General features: G+C 42.9%; 25 protein-coding genes, 4 tRNA genes and 2 pseudogenes. 26 read left to right on the top strand and 5 right to left on the bottom strand.

What is annotated here, in order from left to right; all coding sequences use genetic code 11:
- Positions 1 to 17: 17 nt before the first annotated feature.
- The 20 genes from IM45_RS01105 (at position 18) to dut (ending at position 17035) form a co-directional block, all read left to right on the top strand.
- Positions 18 to 356, top strand: coding sequence for a MaoP family protein (locus tag IM45_RS01105; RefSeq protein ID WP_038498176.1), 339 nt, complete (start codon positions 18 to 20; stop codon positions 354 to 356).
- A gap of 216 nt (positions 357 to 572) precedes the next feature.
- Complete coding sequence (gene trxA / locus IM45_RS01100; protein WP_038498173.1) at positions 573 to 899, top strand: thioredoxin TrxA; 327 nt, start codon at positions 573 to 575, stop codon at positions 897 to 899.
- A 413-nt stretch (positions 900 to 1312) separates the two neighbouring features.
- A complete protein-coding gene (gene rho, locus IM45_RS01095; RefSeq protein ID WP_038498170.1) occupies positions 1313 to 2572 on the top strand; it encodes a transcription termination factor Rho in 1260 nt (419 codons plus the stop codon).
- Between the two features lie 304 nt (positions 2573 to 2876).
- Positions 2877 to 3962, top strand: a complete 1086-nt coding sequence (gene wecA / locus IM45_RS01090; protein WP_038498167.1) for a UDP-N-acetylglucosamine--undecaprenyl-phosphate N-acetylglucosaminephosphotransferase — start codon at positions 2877 to 2879, stop codon at positions 3960 to 3962.
- A 177-nt stretch (positions 3963 to 4139) separates the two neighbouring features.
- Positions 4140 to 5273 carry a non-hydrolyzing UDP-N-acetylglucosamine 2-epimerase gene (gene wecB, locus IM45_RS01085; RefSeq protein WP_038498164.1) on the top strand — a complete coding sequence of 378 codons (1134 nt, stop codon included), beginning with the start codon at positions 4140 to 4142 and terminating at the stop codon, positions 5271 to 5273.
- Positions 5270 to 6532, top strand: a complete 1263-nt coding sequence (gene wecC, locus IM45_RS01080; RefSeq protein ID WP_038498160.1) for a UDP-N-acetyl-D-mannosamine dehydrogenase — start codon at positions 5270 to 5272, stop codon at positions 6530 to 6532. The genes wecB and wecC overlap by 4 nt, the downstream gene beginning before the upstream one ends.
- Positions 6529 to 7599: a dTDP-glucose 4,6-dehydratase gene (rfbB, locus tag IM45_RS01075; protein ID WP_038498157.1), complete on the top strand. Its 1071-nt coding sequence runs from the start codon at positions 6529 to 6531 to the stop codon at positions 7597 to 7599. Before wecC ends, rfbB begins: the two co-directional genes overlap by 4 nt.
- Complete coding sequence (gene rfbA, locus IM45_RS01070; protein ID WP_038498155.1) at positions 7596 to 8471, top strand: glucose-1-phosphate thymidylyltransferase RfbA; 876 nt, start codon at positions 7596 to 7598, stop codon at positions 8469 to 8471. Before rfbB ends, rfbA begins: the two co-directional genes overlap by 4 nt.
- On the top strand, positions 8459 to 9193 hold the full coding sequence (gene rffC / locus IM45_RS01065) for a dTDP-4-amino-4,6-dideoxy-D-galactose acyltransferase (protein WP_038498152.1): 735 nt from the start codon (positions 8459 to 8461) through the stop codon (positions 9191 to 9193). The genes rfbA and rffC overlap by 13 nt, the downstream gene beginning before the upstream one ends.
- Positions 9180 to 10301, top strand: coding sequence for a dTDP-4-amino-4,6-dideoxygalactose transaminase (rffA, locus tag IM45_RS01060; protein ID WP_038498149.1), 1122 nt, complete (start codon positions 9180 to 9182; stop codon positions 10299 to 10301). The genes rffC and rffA overlap by 14 nt, the downstream gene beginning before the upstream one ends.
- A gap of 1 nt (position 10302) precedes the next feature.
- Entirely contained in the window at positions 10303 to 11547 is a 1245-nt protein-coding gene (gene wzxE, locus IM45_RS01055) for a lipid III flippase WzxE (protein ID WP_038498146.1), read from the top strand.
- A complete protein-coding gene (locus IM45_RS01050; RefSeq protein ID WP_038498143.1) occupies positions 11544 to 12629 on the top strand; it encodes a TDP-N-acetylfucosamine:lipid II N-acetylfucosaminyltransferase in 1086 nt (361 codons plus the stop codon). The genes wzxE and IM45_RS01050 overlap by 4 nt, the downstream gene beginning before the upstream one ends.
- A complete protein-coding gene (wzyE, locus tag IM45_RS01045) occupies positions 12626 to 13966 on the top strand; it encodes an ECA oligosaccharide polymerase (RefSeq protein WP_038498140.1) in 1341 nt (446 codons plus the stop codon). Before IM45_RS01050 ends, wzyE begins: the two co-directional genes overlap by 4 nt.
- Positions 13967 to 13977: 11 nt before the next feature.
- Positions 13978 to 14715, top strand: coding sequence for a lipopolysaccharide N-acetylmannosaminouronosyltransferase (wecG, locus tag IM45_RS01040; RefSeq protein ID WP_038498137.1), 738 nt, complete (start codon positions 13978 to 13980; stop codon positions 14713 to 14715).
- Positions 14716 to 14837: 122 nt separating this feature from the next.
- Positions 14838 to 14915 (top strand) — tRNA-Arg (locus tag IM45_RS01035).
- A gap of 23 nt (positions 14916 to 14938) precedes the next feature.
- Positions 14939 to 15014: transfer RNA gene (locus IM45_RS01030), tRNA-His, on the top strand.
- 10 nt (positions 15015 to 15024) lie between these two features.
- Positions 15025 to 15113, top strand: a tRNA-Leu gene (locus IM45_RS01025).
- Between the two features lie 51 nt (positions 15114 to 15164).
- Positions 15165 to 15241, top strand: a tRNA-Pro gene (locus tag IM45_RS01020).
- A gap of 128 nt (positions 15242 to 15369) precedes the next feature.
- Entirely contained in the window at positions 15370 to 16593 is a 1224-nt protein-coding gene (gene coaBC / locus IM45_RS01015) for a bifunctional phosphopantothenoylcysteine decarboxylase/phosphopantothenate--cysteine ligase CoaBC (protein WP_038498134.1), read from the top strand.
- Positions 16571 to 17035 carry a dUTP diphosphatase gene (gene dut / locus IM45_RS01010; RefSeq protein WP_038498131.1) on the top strand — a complete coding sequence of 155 codons (465 nt, stop codon included), beginning with the start codon at positions 16571 to 16573 and terminating at the stop codon, positions 17033 to 17035. The genes coaBC and dut overlap by 23 nt, the downstream gene beginning before the upstream one ends.
- Positions 17036 to 17113: 78 nt before the next feature.
- Here the strand turns inward: dut and pyrE are convergent, their stop codons facing one another.
- Positions 17114 to 17755 carry an orotate phosphoribosyltransferase gene (gene pyrE, locus IM45_RS01005; protein ID WP_038498128.1) on the bottom strand — a complete coding sequence of 214 codons (642 nt, stop codon included), beginning with the start codon at positions 17753 to 17755 and terminating at the stop codon, positions 17114 to 17116.
- A 104-nt stretch (positions 17756 to 17859) separates the two neighbouring features.
- Between pyrE and IM45_RS01000 the strand changes: the two genes are divergently transcribed.
- From IM45_RS01000 to mutM, 4 genes are all read left to right on the top strand, one after another.
- Complete coding sequence (locus IM45_RS01000) at positions 17860 to 18723, top strand: YicC/YloC family endoribonuclease (RefSeq protein ID WP_038499497.1); 864 nt, start codon at positions 17860 to 17862, stop codon at positions 18721 to 18723.
- A 94-nt stretch (positions 18724 to 18817) separates the two neighbouring features.
- Complete coding sequence (rpmB, locus tag IM45_RS00995; RefSeq protein ID WP_038498126.1) at positions 18818 to 19066, top strand: 50S ribosomal protein L28; 249 nt, start codon at positions 18818 to 18820, stop codon at positions 19064 to 19066.
- An 11-nt stretch (positions 19067 to 19077) separates the two neighbouring features.
- Positions 19078 to 19245 (top strand): 50S ribosomal protein L33, encoded by a 168-nt coding sequence (gene rpmG, locus IM45_RS00990; RefSeq protein WP_038498123.1) that lies wholly within the window; start codon positions 19078 to 19080, stop codon positions 19243 to 19245.
- Between the two features lie 38 nt (positions 19246 to 19283).
- Positions 19284 to 20093, top strand: coding sequence for a bifunctional DNA-formamidopyrimidine glycosylase/DNA-(apurinic or apyrimidinic site) lyase (mutM, locus tag IM45_RS00985; RefSeq protein WP_038498120.1), 810 nt, complete (start codon positions 19284 to 19286; stop codon positions 20091 to 20093).
- 11 nt (positions 20094 to 20104) lie between these two features.
- On the opposite strand, the gene coaD is transcribed toward mutM, so the two are convergent.
- The 4 genes and pseudogenes from coaD to IM45_RS00970 form a co-directional block, all read right to left on the bottom strand.
- Complete coding sequence (coaD, locus tag IM45_RS00980; protein WP_038499494.1) at positions 20105 to 20590, bottom strand: pantetheine-phosphate adenylyltransferase; 486 nt, start codon at positions 20588 to 20590, stop codon at positions 20105 to 20107.
- Positions 20591 to 20764: 174 nt separating this feature from the next.
- Positions 20765 to 20884 (bottom strand): annotated as a pseudogene (locus IM45_RS03810) (hypothetical protein); the annotation flags it as partial.
- A gap of 85 nt (positions 20885 to 20969) precedes the next feature.
- Positions 20970 to 21665, bottom strand: a pseudogene (locus tag IM45_RS00975) (divergent polysaccharide deacetylase family protein); the annotation flags it as partial.
- A gap of 1 nt (position 21666) precedes the next feature.
- Positions 21667 to 22770 carry a peptidoglycan DD-metalloendopeptidase family protein gene (locus IM45_RS00970; protein WP_260086544.1) on the bottom strand — a complete coding sequence of 368 codons (1104 nt, stop codon included), beginning with the start codon at positions 22768 to 22770 and terminating at the stop codon, positions 21667 to 21669.
- 201 nt (positions 22771 to 22971) lie between these two features.
- Between IM45_RS00970 and IM45_RS00965 the strand changes: the two genes are divergently transcribed.
- Together IM45_RS00965 and grxC are read left to right on the top strand one after the other, a co-directional pair.
- Complete coding sequence (locus IM45_RS00965; RefSeq protein WP_038498117.1) at positions 22972 to 23403, top strand: rhodanese-like domain-containing protein; 432 nt, start codon at positions 22972 to 22974, stop codon at positions 23401 to 23403.
- Between the two features lie 25 nt (positions 23404 to 23428).
- Complete coding sequence (grxC, locus tag IM45_RS00960) at positions 23429 to 23668, top strand: glutaredoxin 3 (RefSeq protein ID WP_038498113.1); 240 nt, start codon at positions 23429 to 23431, stop codon at positions 23666 to 23668.
- Position 23669: the final 1 nt, after the last annotated feature.

Raw genomic sequence — 23669 nt, 5'->3', positions numbered from 1 at the left:
AGATAGGAGCGTGTAATATGGTAGAGAGTTTTTTTACGACTAATCGTTATTTCGATAACCAAAATTATCCTCGTGGCTTCTCACGTCATGGTCATTTTACTATTAGGGAAGCGCAATTACTGGAACGTTGCGGTAATGCTTATTATGATTTAGATAGTGGTAAACGTAAGCCTATTACTGATGATGAACGTAAATTTGTCGCAGTATGCCATGGTCAACATGTACCATCTAATGAGCATGAAAAAGTATGGTTAAAATATATGGCACACACCCGTCGTCCTAAACGTTTTCATACCCTATCGGGTGGTAAGCCACAGATGGATGTCGTCGAAGACTACACCGACAGCGAAGATTAAGAAAAATACTAAAGACTATTATGTAATGTAATATACTTTTAGGTCAAATAACTTTGATTCTCTGCAAGATGTTAGTTACTAGAACAGGTAAGACCAATGAGATGGAATAAACCCATTGAAGAAGCAAAAGTTTTTAATATCGTAGAATAATACTAATTATTGATTGCATTTATTGTCAGTCATTGATTAAATAGTAATGAATTTTGAGGAGTCAAAATGAAAGAACAGATAATAAATCTTAGTCAAGATTGCTTCGAAAAAAAAGTACTACAAACCGAGGGATTATTCCTAGTTGATTTTTGGGCAGAATGGTGTGGTCCCTGTAAGAATATAGCACCTATTCTAGCAGAAATTGCTGAGGAATTCAAAGGAAAGCTTCTCGTAGCAAAATTGAACATTGATGAAAATCCTACTATAGCGCCTAAGTATGGTATTCGCAGCATTCCTACCCTTTTGCTCTTTCGTAACGGCGAAGTAGTCGCCACCAAAGTAGGCGCCTTATCTAAAGGACAACTTCAAGAGTTCCTGAACGCAAATATTTAAGCGGTGTCAGGGTAGCGTACTCATATTTATTTGCGTTACTTATATTTACTACTCGACTTCTATTGAGAAACATGCTAATCTGAAAATTTCACTATCTAGTGAAATTTATGCTTTACTCTCAAAATGACCAGGGATGGCATCAAGCCAAGCAGACGAGATAAAATCTCATCATGATTTATTCTTTATTATGAGGCACTTTTTATCTCAGTCTTCTTTTTATTATTATGATTTTTGGATGAAATCTCATCATGATTTATTCTTTATTGTGAGGCACTTTTTATCTCAGTCTTCTTTTTATTATTATGATTTTTGTATGAATGGCTATTATTATCGCAATAAGTAATTTACTTTACACTGCCATCCCATCCACAATATTAGTTCGAGATATACCCCGAGTTTAAGAACCCACCATTATGAACCTTACCGAATTAAAAAATACGCCAGTTTCGGAGTTAGTCACAATCGGCGAGAAGATGGGGCTCGAAAACCTAGCCCGCATGCGTAAACAAGACATCATCTTCGCCACACTTAAGCAACATGCAAAAAGTGGAGAAGATATCTTCGGCGATGGCGTACTGGAAATACTGCAAGACGGATTTGGCTTTTTGCGCTCTGGTGACAGTTCTTACCTAGCCGGTCCGGATGATATATATGTTTCCCCCAGCCAGATTCGCCGTTTTAACCTGCGTACCGGCGATACTATTTCTGGAAAGATTCGTCCGCCAAAAGAAGGCGAGCGCTATTTTGCGCTGTTGAAGGTAAACGAGGTAAACTACGATAAGCCAGAAAATGCCCGTAATAAGATTTTATTTGAAAATCTGACGCCATTACACGCTAACTCGCGTCTACGCATGGAGCGTGGAAATGGTTCGACGGAAGATTTGACGGCCCGTGTACTAGACTTGGCATCACCTATTGGACGTGGTCAACGTGGTTTAATAGTAGCACCGCCGAAAGCAGGTAAAACAATGCTGATGCAAAATATTGCACAAAGTATTACCTATAACTATCCTGACTGCGTACTAATGGTCTTGTTAATAGACGAACGTCCAGAAGAAGTAACAGAAATGCAGCGGTTAGTTAAAGGTGAAGTGATAGCGTCAACATTTGACGAGCCAGCTACGCGCCATGTGCAAGTAGCCGAAATGGTGATCGAGAAAGCAAAGCGCCTCGTTGAGCACAAAAAAGATGTCATCATCTTGTTAGATTCTATTACACGTCTTGCGCGCGCCTACAATACTGTAGTCCCTGCTTCAGGCAAAGTTTTGACAGGTGGTGTAGATGCTAATGCCCTGCATCGTCCGAAACGTTTCTTTGGTGCAGCACGGAATATAGAAGAGGGTGGCAGTTTGACCATTATTGCTACTGCGCTGATTGATACTGGTTCAAAGATGGACGAAGTAATTTATGAAGAATTTAAAGGTACTGGTAACATGGAATTACACTTGTCGCGTAAAATTGCCGAGAAGCGTGTTTTCCCGGCTATCGATTACAACCGGTCTGGTACCCGTAAAGAAGAATTGCTTACTACTCAGGAAGAACTACAGAAGATGTGGATTTTACGTAAAATAATCCATCCGATGGGTGAAATCGACGCAATGGAATTCTTGATGAATAAATTAGCGATGACTAAAACGAATGATGAATTCTTTGATATGATGAAACGCTATTAAGTAATCAAAACTAAGGGTTGCGCCACGTAATCACGTGGCGTTTTTCATTCCTGTACTAGTCAGTCAACTCACTTGATGATACTTAACGCTTTAGTAGGTAAACTTTTTTTAATTTCTGATTGTGATTAAATGCTGATGTTAAGATCTACATGCTTAACGGAGATTCCAGTGGAAAATCAAGAGATAACAAAATCCCTATTTTATTGCCATACCGTATAGTGACGCTTGAGGCATCGGGACAGTAGTTGGTAGTTGAGTGAGGCATAAACCACAGTGAACGGCCCGATTAATAGAGCTTTTTATTGTGAATATACTCAAGATAAGTACTGATTTTGTAAAAATTTTTATTTTTTCTTTACTGTTTTTATTTTTCGTACGCAAAGTAGCAAAAAAAGTAGGTCTCGTTGATAAACCAAACTCTCGCAAATGCCACCAAGGGCAAATACCTCTAGTAGGTGGTATTTCTATTTATGCTGGTATATGTTTTACGTTTTTATATATATATAACAACCATGGTATTCCCCACATGGTGCTTTACCTAATATGTGCAGCTGTATTAGTCATAACAGGTGTTATCGATGACCGTTTTGAGATCAACGTAATAACGCGCGCCATAATTCAGGCGCTTGTTGCTGTGGCGATGATGATATTCAGCGGTAGCTATATCAAAAGTTTTGGTTATATATTCGGTCCATGGGAGATGGTTCTGGGACCATTTGGTTATTTGGTCACCCTATTCTCCTTCTGGGCTGCGATTAATGCCTTTAATATGGTGGATGGCATCGATGGTCTACTCGGTGGTCTCTCCTGTGTGTCACTTGGGGCGATGGGTATTTTACTATATATCGATAATAACCAAAGCTTAGCGCTGTGTTGTTTCGCTATGATTACAGCAATTTTTCCCTATATTCTACTGAATATTGGTGTTTGTGGCAGGCGCTATAAAGTTTTTATGGGAGATGCAGGCAGCACCATGATCGGATTTACTATTACCTGGCTGCTCCTGCAAAGTACCCAAGGATTGGAACACCCGATTACTCCAGTAACCGCACTATGGGTAATAGCCGTACCATTGATGGATATGGTAGCCATTATGTATCGGCGTATACGTAAGGGAATGAGTCCCTTTGCTCCAGACAGACAACATATTCACCATCTAATCATGCGTGCTGGTTTCACCTCTAGCCAAGCATTTATTATTATCACCCTCATAGCAGGATTTTTAGCGTTTGTCGGGGTTATTGGCGAGCGCTGGTTATGCTGGTCGGAATCGGTAATGCTGCTACTATGGATGGGTATATTTTTACTATATGGCCATATAGTAAAATGTGCATGGTATGTAATACGTTTTGTCAAGCGTAATAAAAAGCGACTTAGTCATACGCCCTAGTCTCGTGTTTACGCTAGGTTTGTCCTAATCTGGAGGGTGGAGATACGTTAATAGTGAAGTTAATAATACCACAAGCTTATCAAGCCTGTGCCTGCCTATTTAGTAAGTCTGCCTACTATACGTTGCTACGGTAGTATACGATAGTTTACTTAATTAATCTTAATGAAAGGAATTGTTGTGAAAGTGTTGATTGCCTTTGGCACACGACCGGAAGCAATAAAAATGGCACCGCTAGTTCTTGCTCTGGCCCATGATCCGACTTTTGAAACCCGCGTCTGCGTCACTGCCCAGCATCGCGAAATGCTAGATCATGTTTTGCGACTTTTTGAAATCGTGCCTGATTATGATCTAAATATCATGCGCTATGCTCAGGCGCTAAGCGAAATAACCAGTAGTATACTGACTGGCATGAAACCAGTGCTTGAAAGTTTTCGTCCCGATTTAGTACTAGTCCATGGCGATACTACTAGTACTTTAGCGGCAAGTCTAGCCGCTTTTTATCAGCATTGCCCGGTGGGTCATATTGAAGCTGGATTACGCACTGGCGATTTGTTATCACCATGGCCGGAGGAGGCTAATCGCAAACTTACCGACCATCTTGCAAGCTGGCATTTTGCTCCTACCGACCATGCACGGCAAAATTTGCTAGTAGAAGGATTGCCAGCAGATCGTATTGCAGTTACCGGCAATACGGTGATAGATGCTTTGTTTTGGGTGCGCGATAGGGTACTAAGTAATTCGGTACTGCACTCTAATATGGAGCAGTGTTACGATTTTCTTGACAGCGCAAAGAAGCTGATTTTGGTAACTGGTCACCGTAGAGAAAGTTTTGGTAGCGGTTTCGAGCGTATCTGCCACGCTCTGGTACGTATTGCCATAGACTATCCTGAAGTACAGGTAGTCTACTCGGTGCACCTCAATCCTAACGTTAGCCAACCAGTGAACCGTATGCTGAGCGGTATCCCAAATATCACATTAATAAACCCGCAGGAATATTTACCTTTTGTCTATCTCATGAACCGTGCCACCATGATTCTAACAGATTCAGGCGGTATTCAGGAGGAGGGGCCGTCGCTAGGAAAACCGGTACTGGTAATGCGTGATACTACTGAAAGACCGGAAGCCGTAGCTGCTGGTACGGTGCAATTGGTGGGGACAGATGTACAGGCGATTTACCAAGCCGTTTCACAACTACTAAATGATGCTCAAGCGTGTCAGAGGATGAGCCGGGTTCATAATACTTATGGAGATGGTCAAGCCTGTCAGAAAGTAATTACCGTATTAAAACAAATTAGTCAGGTACATCCATGAATTTTAATACTATTTCTGTCATTGGACTAGGTTATATCGGTTTGCCTACCGCAGCAGCATTTACCTTGTCCCGGAAGCAGGTTATAGGTGTGGACATCAATCAGGATGCCGTAGATACCATTAATCGTGGTACGATTAATCTAATTGAGTCAGATTTGTCTAAGGTAGTGAAAATAGCAGTGCAGCAAGGTCTCCTGCATGCCGTCTGCCGACCACAGCCAGCAGATGCGTTCCTAATCGCCGTGCCGACACCTTTAAGTGAAGGTTATCAACCTGATATAAGCTATGTACGAACTGCTGTTTTGTCGCTGGTACCAGTGCTCAAATCAGGTGATTTAGTGATATTAGAGTCAACTTCACCGGTGGGCACAACCGAGCAAATGGCGGGCTTGCTAGCATGGGCGCGACCAGACTTAACTTTTCCACAGCAGGTAGGTGAGGCAGCTGATATCAATATGGCCTATTGCCCTGAGCGGGTACTCCCTAGCAAGGCTATGCTTGAGTTGATTAAAAACGATCGGGTAATTGGTGGCATGACACCACGTTGCTCGGCACGCGCTGCAGATTTATACCGAATTTTTGTGGAAGGCGAGTGTATTATTACTGATGTCCGCACTGCAGAAATGTGTAAATTAACAGAAAATAGTTTTCGTGATGTTAATATTGCTTTCGCCAACGAGCTATCCTTGATTTGTGATCAACAACAGATTAACATCTGGGAGCTCATTGCCTTAGCAAATCGTCATCCACGGGTGAAGATACTGCAGCCTGGCCCCGGCGTAGGAGGCCATTGCATCGCCGTTGATCCGTGGTTTATTGTGGCCCAAAATTCTGTGCATGCCCGACTTATCCGGACTGCCCGTCAGGTGAATGACGATCAACCTAGCTGGGTAGTAAATAAGGTAAAAGCGGCAGTGGCTGATTTTCTTACCTACAGTGGTCGGAAAATAAGTACGGTCACAATCGCTTGTTTTGGACTGGCATTCAAGCAGGATATAGATGATCTACGAGACAGTCCTGCAGTCCAGGTTACACAAATGATTTCTACTTGGCACTGTGGACCTATCCTAGTAGTAGAGCCTAACATTAGAATATTACCGGAATCGCTTGTAGGACAAGTTACGCTTACCGATAGTGATCAAGCTCTAGCTACTGCAGATGTACTGGTTATGTTGGTAGATCACCGTCAGTTTCTCGCCCTTAAGCCTTCATCTATTGCCCAGCGCTGGATTATTGATACTAAGGGTGTCTGGCGATGAAGCGACTATTAATCACCGGTGGTGCTGGATTTATTGGTTCAGCGGTAGTACGCAATATTATTGCTACCACCGAAGACCAGGTTTTAGTCGTAGACAAGCTCACTTATGCTGGGAATATTAATTCGCTAGCGTCGGTAGTCGGCGATCCCCGTTACCGCTTTGTCTGCGCAGATATTGGCGATCAGCAGGTGATGACGCGTCTGTTAGGATCTTTTCATCCAGACGCTATTATGCATTTAGCAGCTGAGAGTCATGTCGATCGCTCAATCAAAGAGCCAGCAATATTTATAAAAACAAATATTACTGGTACCTATGTTCTGCTGGAAGCAACCCTACATTACTGGCAGGGGTTACCGGCTGCGCAACGTATGGCCTTTCGTTTCCACCATATATCAACCGATGAAGTATACGGTGATCTACCCGATACTAGTTACTTATTCACTGAAAAAACGCCTTACGCGCCTAGTAGTCCTTACTCTGCTTCTAAAGCAGCAAGTGATCATCTGGTACGCGCTTGGATGCGTACTTACGGCCTACCTGTACTAGTCACTCACTGTTCTAATAACTATGGTCCCTACCATTTCCCAGAAAAATTCATTCCTTTGATGATACTTAACGCTTTAGTAGGTAAACCGTTACCTATTTATGGGGATGGTTGCCAAGTGCGTGACTGGCTGTATGTAGAAGATCACGCACGAGCCCTCTACCAAGTATTAAGAGGTGGGTGTGTTGGCGAAACCTATAATATAGGGGGCAATAATCAACAGCGTAATATCGATGTTGTGGTAACCCTGTGCTCACTACTGGAGCAGGCAGGTGCTCCGCACCCACCGGGAGTCACGGCATTCTCACAGCTTATCACTTATGTAACGGACCGCCCAGGACACGACAGACGCTATGCGATCGATGGAAGTAAAATTGAACAAGAGCTTGGATGGCGGCCGCAGGAAACCTTCAATAGCGGTATGTCTAAGACGGTGCACTGGTATTTAACGCATCGTGAATGGTGGCGTGAGTCCAGGATAGATAGACTGAGGCTATCTGAGAAACCGGAATACGTAAAATGAAAGGTATAGTTTTAGCAGGTGGCCGCGGTAGTCGCTTGCATCCGATAACTCTTGGTATTTCCAAGCAGTTATTACCTATTTATGATAAGCCGATGATTTATTATCCTTTGTCTATTCTAATGCTTGCATTAATCAGAGATATTATGATCATAACGACTCCAGAGGATATGCCATTATTTCAGCGTCTGCTGGGTAGCGGCGAAACTTTCGGAATTAGGCTTATCTATGCGGCTCAGTCCAAACCAGCAGGTCTGGCGCAAGCTTTACTAATTGGCGAGAAATTTCTTGCGGGCGATCGTTGTTGTCTAATACTAGGCGATAATATCTATTTCGGCCATGGATTTAGTTCTAAACTGCGTATGGTTGCTGAGCGTGAGCAGGGCGCTACACTATTTAGCTATCAGGTCAGAGATCCCGAGCGTTTCGGCGTAGTGGAATTCGATAACTACTTCCGCGCTATGACGCTGGAAGAAAAGCCTACTGATCCTCGCTCTCGCTGGGCGGTAACCGGACTTTATTTTTATGATAAGCAAGTAGTAGAGTTCGCAAAAAAAGTAACACCATCGGCGCGCGGCGAACTAGAAATTACTACTATTAATCAGATGTATTTGGAGCAAGGAAAACTAGTAGTCGAATTACTAGGCCGCGGCTTTGCCTGGCTAGATATTGGTACTCATGAGAGTCTGATCGAAGCAAGTACTTTCGTGCAAACAGTGGAGAAGCGCCAAGGTTTTAAAATTGCTTGCTTGGAAGAAATTGGCTGGAGAAATGGCTGGCTGGATAAAGATGGAGTACGGTGCGCAGCGTTAGCAATGGCGAACAACGGCTACGGCCAATACTTACTTGATTTACTAGATGCATGCCCGCTCTAGCACATATTAATGTTCTAAGCTGGGATAGCTATTTTTTCGGCCGACCCTTAGGACGTTTACGTTTTGACGCAACGGCTAATGCTTTAACACAGTCTGTGCTGAATGTTTTTGCGTTGGTACAGGCTAAAGTAGCAACACAGGACGAAGCACAGATCAAAGCTCTCCGCGCTATTGGCTTCGAATCGGTAGAAGGAGAAATCGATTGTTGCTACATCTTGCCGCCATTAAAGTCAACTGAAGATAGAATAGCGTTACCTACTGCTGAAATACGTCCAGCGACCTTATTAGATATTCCGGTATTACGTGCTTTAGCTGCAGATGCTTTGGTATTAAGCCGTATCCGACCTCCGTGGTTTAGTAATAATGAGCGACGTAGATTTTATGCACAGTGGGTGGAAAATGCTGTGCGCGGTACTTTTGATGATCTTTGCCTGTTATTTGAAGGCCATAGAGGCATCGAGGGCCTTGTTACTCTACGACAAATAGGACAGTATGAGGCGCGTATAGGTCTGTTGGCAGTTGCCCCAGCCCTACGAGGACGCGGTACCGGACGGCAACTATATTTGGCTGCAGTAGCTTGGTGTTACCAGCGTAATCTCAGAAGTCTCTGGATGGCAACTCAAAGCGCCAATCTGCTAGCTTTGCAGTTTTATTTGTCAAACGGTGCTATCGTTGCTTACTCCAGCTTTTGGCTATACAGAGAAAACAATGATCCCATTTAACATACCACTTATTATCGGTACCGAGTTAGACTTTATTCAGACTGTTATTAGTAGCGGTCAGCTGTGCGGAGATGGCTACTTTGCCCAGCGTTGTCAGCAGTGGATGGAGCATAACTTTCGTTGCCAAAAAGCACTGTTGACCCCATCTTGCACTGCATCGTTAGAGATGGCTGCAATTCTGCTGGATATTCACCCTGGTGATGAAGTGATAATGCCGAGCTATACTTTTACCTCTACTGCCAATGCATTTTTACTACGCGGTGCTACCATCGTGTTTGTCGATATTCGCCCGGATACTATGAATATAGATGAAACGATTATAGAAAACGCTATTACTCCACGAACTAAGGCTATAGTTCCGGTTCATTATGCAGGCGTAGCCTGCGATATGGATGTCATTATGGCTATTGCAGCGCGGCATCGTTTGTGGGTTGTTGAAGATGCTGCACAAGGAATGATGGCTACTTATAAGAACCGTTCACTTGGTACTATCGGTCATATTGGGTGTTATAGTTTTCACCAAACAAAAAACTATACCGCAGGCGGTGAGGGCGGAGCTGTACTTATTAATCATCCTACGTTTATTGAGCGTGCGGCGATCGTTCGTGAACATGGCACAAACCGTAACCAGTTTGTTCGCGGTCAAGTAGATAAATATACCTGGCAGGATATAGGTTCCAGTTATCTTATGGCCGATTTACAGGCTGCCTACTTGTGGGCACAGTTGGAGGCTGCGTCCGCCATTAATAAACGACGTATAGTTCTATGGAACCAATATTACCAGGCGCTTACAGCAAAAAACTGGATGACCTTGCCATATGTTCCGGTGATGTGTAAGCATAATGCTCATATTTTTTACGTTAAGCTACGCGATATCGATGATCGCGACGGTTTTATTCGTCATATGAAAACTGCTAATATTTGGACAGTGTGCCACTATATTCCACTACACAATAGCTCTGCTGGGCAGCGCTTTGCCCGTTTCCACGGAAAAGACCACTATACTACCAGAGAAAGCCAGCGCCTAGTACGTCTCCCTTTATTTTATAATCTAAGCGATAGCGATCAACAGCGTATTATCGACGTGATAAGCGAATATTCTAGCTAATATGTTACTGTTACTAAAAGTATCAATCTGGACTGCCTTATCGACACTAATAAAAATTGGGGCCGGCCTGCTGATGGTTAAAGTTTTAGCGTTGAATTTCGGACCATCTGGTTTAGGACAAGCTAGTAGCTTCCGCCAATTAGTAACGATGCTGGGTGTGCTCTCTGGTGCGGGAATATTTAATGGTATTACTAAATTAGTTGCTGAAAATAGCCAGCAACAACGCCTTCGGGCAGTTGTGGGTACGGGATCATCAATAGTACTTGGGTTCTCTTTACTTTTGATGTTGTTTTGTGTGTTAACTGCAAGACCCTTAAGCATTGCGTTTTTTGGCCACGATCGCTTTCGTAATCTAATTATTTTTTTGGCTTTTATCCAGCTTGGTATTGCCTATGCTAATTTGGGGCTAGCAGTACTGCAAGGTTATCGTGATCTAGCTGGTAATGCACTGGCTATTAGCTGCGGGAATATTTTGGGGGTAACTACTTTTCTCCTTGGCTATCAAATAGGGGGTTATCAAGGATCGCTATTAGGACTAGCGCTGATGCCTACGATGACACTGCTGCCGGTACTAGTTATCCTAAGCCGCCGACTACCACTTACATTCCTGCAACCGATCTGGCATAGTGGCTATGCAAAACAGCTAAGTAAGTTTACTATTATGGCGCTAATGACTGCAATTACGATGCCTGTAGCTTATTTAGTGATGCGTCAATTACTTGCTTACCACTATGGTTGGGAAGCCGTAGGAATTTGGCAGGGTGTCAGCAGTATCTCCGATGCATATTTGCAGTTTATAACGGCCTCATTTACTATTTATTTGCTGCCAACTCTTGCCCAGCTGAACGATAAACGTGCGGTAGCACAGGAAATTAGCCGTTCACTGACGTTTGTTCTCTCTACAGCTACCATGTTAAGCTTAACCGTTTGGCTACTACGTGAAGAATTAATTAACCTGCTATTATCATCGCAATTTTTAGCTATAAACAGCCTTTTATTCTGGCAATTAATGGGTGATGTACTTAAGGTCGGTGCCTATGTATTCGGCTATCTTGTGGTGGCTCGTGTATCGCTACGCCTTTATATTTTGGCGGAACTAAGTCAGTTTACGCTACTAACGGGCTTCTCCCAATGGTTGATCCCGTGTTATGGAACACTGGGTGCGATTCAAGCTTATCTGGCTACCTATCTGGTCTATTTTATATTATGTGTAGCACTTTTCCTACTTTATATCAGGATAAAATGAGTTATTTGATACATATTCTTGGATCTGATATTCCACATCATAATTTCACGGTGCTAAGATTCTTCAATGATATACTGGCTGATATCTGTCCTCCGGCTCAAAGCCGGCGATTTATGGTCGTAGCTAGCGATAGCACTAGGTTCGCCACCTACCCTAGGCTAGATATCGAGCAATTTCATAGTAAATATTCTCTTAGTAAGGCGCTGGTTAGCCAGGCTGCAGCAAATCCAGAGGAATATTATTTCTTGCACGGTCAATTTAATTATGCGCTATGGCTTGCATTACTAATGGGAAAAATGAAACCCTCGCACGTCAGCTGGCATGTTTGGGGTGCAGATCTATATGAGGATTCACCACTGCTGCGTCATCAGCTATTCTATATCTTACGCAGACGCGCCCAGGGGCGCATTGGTCATCTATTTTCAACACGCGGCGATTTGTCTTTTTATCGTCAGCGTCATCCGTCGGTACCAGCGTCACTACTATATTTTCCTACTCTTCTGGGTGATGGACTTGAGCAAATGAGGCAAGCTTGTGATACAAGTCGTCCTTTTACGTTGCTTGTAGGAAACTCCGGCGATCCATCTAACCGTCATATTGAGGCGCTGCGCGCTATTCACCGCCAGTTCGGATCTAGTATACGTGTGGTACTACCAATGGGTTATCCGTCTAGTAACGAGGATTATATTGCTAAGGTACGGGTAGAGGGAAAGCGATATTTTCCAGATGCAAATCTGCACTTACTCCCCGAACCGCTCGCATTTAACGATTATCTTACTTTGCTGTGTGACTGTGACGCTGGTTATTTTATTTTTCAGCGGCAGCAGGGCATTGGTACCCTGTGTCTACTTATTCAGCTGGGCTTGCCCTTTGTACTGAGTAAAGAAAATCCTTTCTGGCAAGATTTAGTCGAACAGCAGGTCCCGGTACTTTTTGACAGTGATTTGCTGTCTGTGAAGGTGCTACGCAACGCGCAGCATCTGTTGCTGGCACTAGATCCTGGGCAGTTAGAATTTTTTTATCCGAATATTTTAAAAGGCTGGCGACAGGCCCTGCCCATTGCCTTAGGGGCAAGAGTATGACTCTATACCAGTTTAGTGGTCTACTTGGATTCTATCTACTATCGTTGCTGTTTATCCTACTGTTTATTTACCGTGAATTCCACCTGGTACGCTTCAATTTTAATATTGTTTTTTCTACGTTATACCTGATAATATTTTATCTGGGCTTCCCATTTACTTGGGTGCTTGTTTTCTGTTACGGTGTAAAAGTTATGCCTGTGGAATACTTGCTGGATGCTTTGCTGGCATCGACTGTATTTTACGAAATCTATTATATTAGTTATAAAATAAGTTTTTTCAGGCCGCCATCACCCAAGTTTGTACGACTATCTTGGCTTAGTGTTAACCACACCGAAATTCGTTTGCTGTATTTATTACTCTTACTTATCTCTCTTGGGACTTTAATTGTTTTTTTTATCCATAACGGTTTTCTATTATTCCGTCTGCACGCCTATAGTCAAATCTTTTCCAGCGAAGTTTCTGATGTGGTACTCAAGAGATTTTTTTATTTCTTTATCCTAGCACAGCTACTGACTTATTTTCTTAATCCTACACGACGTAATTGGCTATGGTTCCTCGTTAGTACCATAGTTTTCGGCATCTTCACTTATATGGTTATGGGAGGCACTCGCGCTAACATTATTGTTGCCTTTACCTTATTCCTGTTGATTGGTCTTCAGCGTTGCTGGATTAATCGGTGGATACTGGTCTTAGCAGGCCTCATTGCTGTTACCGCAATGTTTTTGCTAGCGCTCAAACGCTATAGCCTAAATATAAATGGCACCGAGGCTTTCTATACTTTTCTTTATCTGACGCGCGATACCTTTTCACCGTGGGAAAATCTAGCATTGTTATTACAGAACTATCAGCATATAGACTTCCAGGGATTTACACCCATCGTACGTGATTTTTATGTTTTTATTCCCAAATGGCTATGGCCGGAAAAACCATCCTTAGTACTTAATACAGCTAATTACTTTACCTGGCAAATTTTGAATAATTATTCGGGACTGGCAATTTCTCCTACGCTGATTGGCTCGCTAGTAGTAATGGGTGGCGTATCTTTTATTCCTTTGGGAGCCATTGTCGTAGGGTTCATCGTCAAGGGTTTTGATATAGTGTATAAATACGGGAAGTTAGCCGGTAATCGCTATCATGCATCACTACTACAGACCTTTTGTTTTGGCACTGTGTTTCACATGATTGTACTGGCGCGCGAGGGGCTCGACGCTTTTTTCTCGCGGTTAGTTTTTTTCTGCCTGATATTTGGAATCTGTTTGTTTATGGCAAAATTGTTATTCCTGTTGTTCCAGCTAGCAAATATGCTCCGACTTAGCACCCGCTGGCTACAACATTAAGGATTAATTTAATGGAAAATAATCAAGTATCATATTATAAAATTCGCGATATTACTCTCTGTGGTTTTCGTGATAGGGCGGAATTAATAGATTATTTATTTGCAGATGGTAGGCTCAAAACCGGATCGCTAGTAGCGATCAACGCTGAGAAAATAGTGAGCATAGAGCGGGATAAGGCACTGAAGTGCTTACTAGACAATATGGAATATAAGTATGCTGATGGCATAAGTATCGTTCGCTCCATCCGCAGCAAATATCTGCGCGCAGAAGTCAACCGTATCGCAGGAGTGGATTTATGGGAAGATCTTATGGCGCGTGCAGGTAGGGAAAAAATGCCAGTTTTTCTGGTAGGTGCCCGGCCAGAAGTTCTGATGAAGACCGAAGCGCAATTACGTGCACGTTGGCAGGTATTGATTGTCGGCCGGCAACACGGATATTTTACTACTGATGCACAGCCTGCTTTATTCGAACATATCCGCGCTAGCGAAGCAGCTATTATCACCGTAGCCATGGGATCTCCGCGCCAGGAGATATGGATACGGGAATGCCAAAATTTTTATCCTCGTGCGCTGTATATGGGTGTGGGCGGTACCTACGACGTATTTACTGGTTATGTAAAGCGGGCGCCTACAGCGTGGCAAAACCTAGGTCTAGAGTGGCTCTATCGTTTGTTGATCCAGCCTTCACGTTTACAACGTCATATTAAACTTTTGCGTTATCTTAGCTATCATATCAGCGGACGTATTTAAGTTTAAGGGTTTAAGGGTAGAGAGTAGTTTTAGCATGTGGTAACTAATCTTTTTTTAAAAGCACTAGACAGCGAGCTTATAAATTAGTATTATCCCAACCCCACCGGCAGCAAAGGCGCTACGCGCCCGTAGCTCAGCTTGGATAGAGCGCTGCCCTCCGGAGGCAGAGGTCTCAGGTTCAAATCCTGTCGGGCGTACCACTTCATAGTAAAAGTTATCATTGGTGATTGTAGCTCAGTTGGTAGAGCCCTGGATTGTGATTCCAGTTGTCGTGGGTTCGAGTCCCATCAGTCACCCCATAATTGGTATGCGAAGATGGCGGAATTGGTAGACGCGCTAGCTTCAGGTGCTAGTGTCTTATCATAGACGTGAGGGTTCAAGTCCCTCTCTTCGCACCAACCATAAGCATCTATTATTTGGCATTTGATTGATTATTTTGTGTATTTCATCGGCGAGTAGCGCAGCTTGGTAGCGCAACTGGTTTGGGACCAGTAGGTCGGAGGTTCAAATCCTCTCTCGCCGACCAGTATTTTCTTTAGTTCGCCTGCTAGCGAACTCATACTCCAGCCGACACCTAAAACTTTTCACGACCTCTTATTATGGTAAATAGTAAAATGTTTATAACTATTATTAATTTATTTCGCATTAAGATATATGACTGGACTAACCAGTAAACATATTATACTAGGCGTAGGAGGAAGCATCGCCGCTTACAAGGCCCCTGAACTAGTGCGCCGTTTACGTGAATGGGGAGCTGAAGTACGCGTAGTAATGACTTCTGCGGCAAAAGAGTTTATTACACCGTTAAGTTTGCAAGCGGTCTCTGGTAATTATGTGGCCGATGATATGCTAGATCAGTCAGCTCAAGCTGCTATGGGTCATATTGAACTAGCCCAATGGGCAGATTTAGTACTATTAGCTCCCGCAACTGCCGACCTACTTGCACGTCTTGCCGCAGGCTTAGCCAATGATCTACTTAGTACCCTTTGTTTAGCAACTCAAGCTACCATCGCCGCCGTGCCAGCAATGAACGAGCAAATGTACCGGGCAGCTGCTACGCAAGCCAACCTAATTACTTTACACAATAGGGGCGTACTACTCTGGGGACCAGATAGTGGTAGTCAGGCCTGCGGTGATATCGGCCTCGGTCGGATGTTAGATGTGCTGGTACTAGTTGAGCGGGCGCGCGGCTATTTTATAGCTGCAAGTTCCCTGAACCATCTAAGCATTATGATAACTGCAGGTCCGACCCACGAAGAGCTGGATCCTGTGCGTTTTATCAGCAATCATAGTTCGGGGAAAATGGGCTTCGCCATAGCTAGTGCGGCTGCTGCCAGAGGAGCGCAAGTCACCCTAGTAGCAGGTCCGGTAAATACACCTACCCCCCCAGGAGTACAACGTATTGATGTAACTAATGCGTTAGAAATGCAGGATACGGTAATGCGCACTGTCCAACAACAGCATATTTTTATTGGGTGTGCAGCGGTGTCTGATTACCGCGCTGGCAGATTTTCGACTGAAAAGATAAAAAAACAAGGCGATGACCTGATGATCACCTTAACTCAAAATCCTGATATTATTGCAGGAGTCGGCGCGCTAACCGAAAACCGACCCTACGTTGTCGGATTTGCGGCAGAAACCCAGAATATAGAAGATATAGAAGAATACGCACGGCAAAAGTGTATCGATAAAAAACTAGATTTAATTTGCGCTAACGATGTTTCCTGTAGCAACCAGGGCTTCAACAGCGATAACAATGCATTACGTCTTTTTTGGCAAGATGGTGAAATACTATTAGCACTCAGCGAAAAAACATTACTTGCTCAACAACTACTTGACCAAATTATCAGTCGTTATGATGAAAAAAATAGATATTAAAATCTTAGACCGCCGTATTGGCGATAGCTTTCCGTTGCCAACGTATGCGACTTCTGGGTCCGCTGGTCTAGATTTGCGCGCGTGTATCGATAATCCTATGGTACTTGCGCCAGGAGAAACTACTCTTATTCCCACCGGGTTAGCTGTACATATTGCAGATGCTAGTCTGGCTGGAGTGATTTTGCCGCGTTCAGGACTAGGACATCAGCATGGTATCGTGCTGGGTAATTTAGTGGGGCTCATTGATTCTGACTATCAAGGGCCACTAATGATTTCTGTATGGAACCGCGGAAAGAAAACGTTCACTATTGAACCACGCGAGCGTATGGCTCAGATGATTTTTGTGCAGATAGTACAAGCAGACTTCAACTTGGTCCAAGTTTTTAATACTAGTACCAGCGAGCGGGGTCAAAGGGGCTTTGGTCACTCCGGAAGGCAGTAATGTTATTTATGCTACTATGCTATGGTATGCAAGCCCTAAGCTCTAGCTATTTACTTAGCAGCAGCTTAGCCTATTAGGCTAAATGCCGTATTGCTGTTGATAGCTTAATAGAGCAGAAAAATAATCGACCATATCTTGTTTTTTAGCCAGATAATCGATCAAATCCTTTAAAGTAATAATAGCAATAACTCTACAAGAGTAATCCCGCTCTACTCCTTGAATAGCGGAAATATCGCCATAGCCTTTCTCTTGTCGATTGAGAGAAATCAACACTCCCGTAGGGGTCGCCTGATGATTAATGATCATTTCTATAGATTCACGAATTGTGGTACCGGCTGTTATTACATCATCCACGAGCATGACTTTTCCCTGCAACTTGCTCCCTACTAATATACCACCTTCACCGTAAGATTTTTTTTCTTTGCGATTAAAACAATATCGAACATTACGATCATGATGCTCTGCTAAAGCAACTGCCGTTGTGATCACAATTGGGATACCTTTATAAGCAGGTCCGAATAATAGATTAAAATCGACTCTGGTATCCATAAGCGCAGCCGCATAAACCTTACCTAAAAAAGCTAGATCCCGACCTGTGTTAAAGAGGCCTGCATTAAAAAAATAGGGGCTGATTCGGCCGGATTTAAGCATAAATTCGCCGAAGATTAATACTTTTGTCTTTAACGCATATTTGATAAATTGACGCTTATACTCTTTCACGGACTATGTTTTCCTTTTTTCTTCGGCGCTTTGTCTGGTCTGGTTACCGTGCTATAATATATAATAGCAACAGCGTATTAAAAAACTGGTGCTATTATATTATTATGATCCGTAGTATGACAGCCTTCGCACGGCGTGACATGAAAAAAACTTGGGGTACTGCCACTTGGGAGTTACGTTCCGTGAATCAACGTTATCTAGAAACTGACATCAGCTTGCCAGAACCATTTCGCAGACTAGAGCCAACGATTCGTGATCGTATCCGTACCTTTCTTACCCGCGGTAAAGTTTCGTGCAACCTATGTGTCAATGTTAACCGGCAAAGTGTACTTATCTTGAACGAGAAATTGACTAAAAAACTGATTAAAGCTGCTCAGTGGGTGAAAATGCAAAGTAACGAAGGAGAGATTGATCCGTTAGCGATTCTAGGCTGGCCAGGTGTAATAGCAGCTACAGAGCAAGATATAGATACAGATACCATGAGCGCTGAATTACTATCTTGTCTTGATGCTACGCTGTATGATTTAATTCGTACTCGTGAAACCGAAGGCATAGCTTTAAAGACGATTATTGAACAGCGCTTAGCCGGTATCAGCGCTGAGGTGACTAAAGTTCGTCAGCAAATGCCAGATATCTTAGCGTGGCAAAAAAATAAATTATTAGGTAAGCTGGAAGAAGCACAGGTTAGGTTGGACAACCATCGTCAAGAGCAAGAGTTAGTTATTTTAGCCCAAAGAGTAGATGTTGCGGAAGAACTAGAGCGTCTAGAAGCGCATATTCAAGAAACATATCATATTCTGACTAATCAAAATGCAGTTGGCCGTCGTCTTGACTTTATGATGCAAGAATTTTATCGCGAGTCGAATACTCTAGCATCAAAATCAATTAACGTTAGCGTAACAGCATCAGCAATTGAGCTTAAGGTTTTGATTGAACAGATGCGTGAGCAGATTCAAAACATTGAGTGATATCTATAGCTCTATGTCATACTTGAGCAGTAACACTTAAAAAAGTTATGCTATACTCCATACCAATTAGAGAAAGAAAGTAGGGAGAATCAATATGTCCCGAGTCTGCGAAGTTACTGGAAAGCGACCAGTAAGCGGTAATAACCGCTCCTACGCAATGAATGCTACTAAACGCCGTTTTCTACCGAACCTACACTCTCATCGTTTCTGGATTGAGAAAGACAAACGCTTTATCACGCTACGTATATCCGCTAAAGGTATGCGTATAATCGATAAAAAGGGCATAGAAACCGTTTTGGCCACGATCCGTGTCCGCGGTAATAATCATTCATTATTAAGGTAAGGAACTGTATCATGGCTAGAGGTGTTCGCGAAAAGATAAAACTTGTTTCTTCTGCTGGTACCCATCACTTCTATACCACTACGAAGAACAAGCGTATCAAGCTTGAAAAGATAGAATTAAAAAAATTCGATCCCATCGTACGTAAGCATGTTCTTTACAAAGAAGCTAAAATTAAATAAAACGAAGACATTAACCTAGTGATAGGGATAATTCTTAGATGCCAGAGTTACCAGAAGTAGAAATTAGCCGCCGAGGCATTGAACCTTGGGTGGTCGGCCATATTATTAAGCGGGTAGAAGTACGTAATAAGCAATTACGCTGGCCAGTAGATCAAGAAATTATCTCTATACAAGAGCGTAGGGTATTAAGTCTACAACGCAGGGCTAAGTATTTACTGTTAAAGCTGAATAACGGCTGGATCATGATCCATCTTGGTATGTCAGGTAGGCTTCGAATATTATTCCAACCGCTGCCGCCAGAAAAACATGACCATATTGATTTAATTATGAGTAATAGCTGTATTATTCGCTATACTGATCCACGGAGATTCGGTGCCTGGCTTTGGAGCGAAAATTTGCAAACCAGTTGTTTACTGGCTAATTTGGGGCTGGAGCCGCTTAGCGATCAATTTAATGGTAACTGGTTGTTTACCCAGTCTCGTAATAAACGTACTATCATTAAGCGGTTGCTGATGAACAATAAGCTAGTAGTTGGTATTGGTAATATTTATGCCAATGAGTCATTATTTGTTGCCGGTATTTTGCCAGGCCGGGCTTCATCTTCTTTGAATGAACAGGAAGCGATGATACTAGCTAAGAGTATCAAAGTTGTACTACAGCGCTCTATTCAGCAAGGCGGCACCACATTGCGAAACTTCTTGCAGTCAAATGGTAAGCCGGGTTTTTTTATACAAGAATTGCACGTCTATGGTCGCAGCGGCAAACCTTGTAGACTATGCGGGAGGCAAATAGAAATTGCTAAACATGGCAATCGTAGCAGCTTCTTTTGTACGTATTGCCAACACTGAGCACATCATTGTCAATTAGGGTACAACCGTGCCTTAACCTCTTTTGCAATTAAAGCAGGAAGAAAGTGATCTACGCTACCGCCGTGCAGCGCTACCTCCTTCACTAAGGTAGAAGAAATATAGGCCCAAGTTTCCGCTGGCATCATAAAAACACTCTCCAGACCAGGCATCAAATGTCGATTCATTTTCATAATTTGCATCTCATATTCAAAATCTGCTACTGCTCTTAGCCCACGGATTAGAATATGAGCCTGCTGTTGGCGGGCAAAATGCGCCATCAAACCGATGAATCCCCGTACCGTTACGTTTGGCAAATGCACGGTTACCTGAATAGCTAACTCTACCCGTTCATGGAGATCAAATAGGGGTTGTTTGCTAGGACTAGCGGCTATAGCTAGTATTACTTCATCGAATATCTGCGCTGCACGCGTAACTAGATCTAAATGACCATTCGTTAATGGATCAAATGTCCCGGGATAGATGGCTTTCTTAGTCATACTCATACTTATCCCTCGTTGTGGGTGATGATAATCATAACTACCGACACACATATACTAATTTATATCTTGCAAGTACAGCAGGCGCTGAAGTGCATCCCTCGTTTGCCTACCAGAAAACGATGTTAGTAGCACAACAGAACAGGACAGAAATAGAGTGTGCAGCCCCTATGACACTAGACTGTCATCAATCAACGTGAGATCTACGATGCCATATAACAACATTAATTCTTCTATAATATCACCTATGACAACCTGTGTGCTACTCAAATTAATTTCGCCGGTGCGGCGCATAATCTATGCATAAACACTCGGGCCCGCGCTGGCCATAAACTCTTTTACTCTAGCCGGGACTATAGTATCTTATTTTATTTTAGTATAGTAGCATGCTAGGGCGTACTAAAATAATATCGCTGGGTAGATTAGAAAGCATTTTTTGTAATACTAATACAGTAGTTGGATGCGGATGACCAATAGCGATTGCGGAACCGTTACGACGAGCAAGCGCCATCGCGCGCTGGAATTGGAGGCGAATATTTGTTTCATTCTTAGTATTATCGAGGAAAACATTACGTTTTATGACTTTTACTCTGTTACCTGCGGCTGTTACTGACTGGCTATTGTTAATAGTCATACTATCAAGAAAATAAAAGGAGTAGTAGTTCAGCACATGCATAACATTTTGCATACCACTGAGGCTAGATGTCATAGCGCTACCCATATGATTATTTAAACCTACTGCGTAGGGTACCTTATGCATAGCATCGCGAATAATACGCGCGATCTCATCCCGGCTCATAGAGGGCATCAATGTATTACGTTCCAGCGGTTGCTTGCTCAGCGGCGCCATTGGTAGGTGAATTAATACCTCTCGACCTTGTCGATGGGCTTGCGTTGCCATTTTACGGGCGTAAGGTGCGTCTGGTAGTACCGCTATGGATATATTAACTGGCATTGCCAGCACCTGTTTTTCCGTAGCAGGACGGTAACCAAAATCATCTATAACAATAGACAATTGACCGGCTTGTACGTATCCGGTGATCAATAACAAAAGTACGGTGCTGTGCCTAAACAAACTACCTTCCTAACCAGGGTATGGGGTTGACCGCTTGGCCTTGGCGGCGGATTTCAAAGTAAAGCGATGGTGTACCACCATTACTCGATCCGACCAAAGCGATAGCTTGTCCAGCTTTCACCTGATCGCCTACATGTACTAGTGTACTCTGGTTGTAACCATAAAGACTCATGTAATTTTTACCATGTTCTATAACAACCATTAGGCCATAGCCTTGTAGCCAGTCGGCCATCATAACTCTGCCGTGAGCAATAGCCTGCACTGTGCTACCTTCCGGCGCCGCTATTACCAATCCTTTATAGCGTAAATCACCCAGCTGTGGTTCACCAAAGCTATGTAGCTTGTGCCCTCGCACCGGCCACATAGCCTGCCTCCTAGCTAGTAGACCTAGACCGTCGGTACGCGCTACTAGTATATTTTTCGCTTGTTTTTCATTTTCTATCTTAACCTTGCGTTCCGTACGGGCGATGGTATCGCGTAGTCGCTTCTCATTCTGACGCCATTTAATTACGCTTTCCTGATTATCAGTTATTGAGGAGTTGATACTTATTAGAGTTTTCTGGTAATGATAGCGGGTACTCTGTAACTTCCGTTGTAATTTGTCCTCTTGTTGTAACAGCGCATTTTGTTGATACTTTTTTTGCTGTTGCTCTATTTTTTGCATAGTAAGCTTAGCGCTAGTTTGGCGGAGATCTTGTATTTTTTTTTCTCTCTCTTTATTAAGATAGAGAAAATAGGACCGAATGCGCTCACTTCGCTGACGTTCCACATGATTGCTGAATACCCACTGCAACCAAACGTATTGCCCCTGGCGGAACACCGTCTCCAGCTGCTGCCCCAGTAATTTATGCTGTGCTGCCTGATCACTTTGCAACTTGCTGATAGAACGACTCAGACGATCAATGTCGCGGTTAAGTAGATTTAAGGTCTTCCTAGTATTACGCCAGGCCCTGGTGGAGTAACAAATAGATTGTTCCTGCTGCTTTAACTTACTAAGCAGTGTAGTCCGCTGTTGTTGCTGCTGTTGGACGCTTTTCTCTTTTTTAACTAGATCTTGTTGCAACTTTTTAAGCTGTTGTTTATTGTCGTTAGCATAACTAATCATAAGGGATAAAATTGCGCCAGCGCAGAATATACTAGCGCAAATACGATATATTAATAATATTTTTTCCCGCATGGAGATAATTATTTAGTGAACTTAGAAAAAGAACTATGTTATTAGCTATTGGCGTATATTAGTTGTAACATGATTAATGTTAGTAAAATGAAATGATTTGTTTATTTTTAATAGGAGTTTCTTCACGCTATGCAAGAAATTATGCCATTTGTAGGTGATCATCCTATGCTAAGTTTAGCATGGTTGGTATTACTAAGTGCCGTCATATTTTCCTATTTTCAGAGTTGGTTTTCCAAAGTTGGAGAAATTACCAGTGGCGAAGTAATCAGCTTAATAAATAAAGAAGATGCTGTGATTATTGATTTGCGTAGTAGGGATGATTATCGTCAGGGGCATATTACTAATAGCTTAAATTTAGCAGAAGCAGGTCTCCAAAACGGCAACTTAGGATCTATTGAAAAAGCTAAGAATAGACCAGTAGTCGTAATCGGTAACAGCAGCATAACTTCCCGTAATTATGCTAAAAATCTGTATCGAGCCGGCTTTGAACGAGTTTATGTGTTGAAAGAAGGTATAACCGGCTGGTGTGCCGATAATTTACCGCTAATACGGAGCAAATGACTCATTCTCATAAAAGAGGAAGCACATGGTTAAAATTGAAATGTATACTAAATTAACCTGTCCCTATTGCCATCGTGCTAAGGCATTATTAACCTGTAAGAACTTACCTTTCCAGGAGATAACGATCGATGGTAACATTGATATGCGGGAAGAAATGATTCAGCGTAGCGGCTATACTACCGTACCGCAAATTTTTATAGATGGTAAGTACGTCGGTGGCTGTGATGATTTGTACGCACTTGAGGCATGTGGTGGATTAGATTAAT

The sequence above is a fragment of the Candidatus Palibaumannia cicadellinicola genome (genome assembly GCF_000754265.1).
Taxonomy (GTDB): Bacteria; Pseudomonadota; Gammaproteobacteria; order Enterobacterales; family Enterobacteriaceae; genus Baumannia; species Baumannia cicadellinicola_B.
Note: the sequence above shows the minus strand (reverse complement) of the source record. Positions and strands in the feature narration are given on the sequence as shown.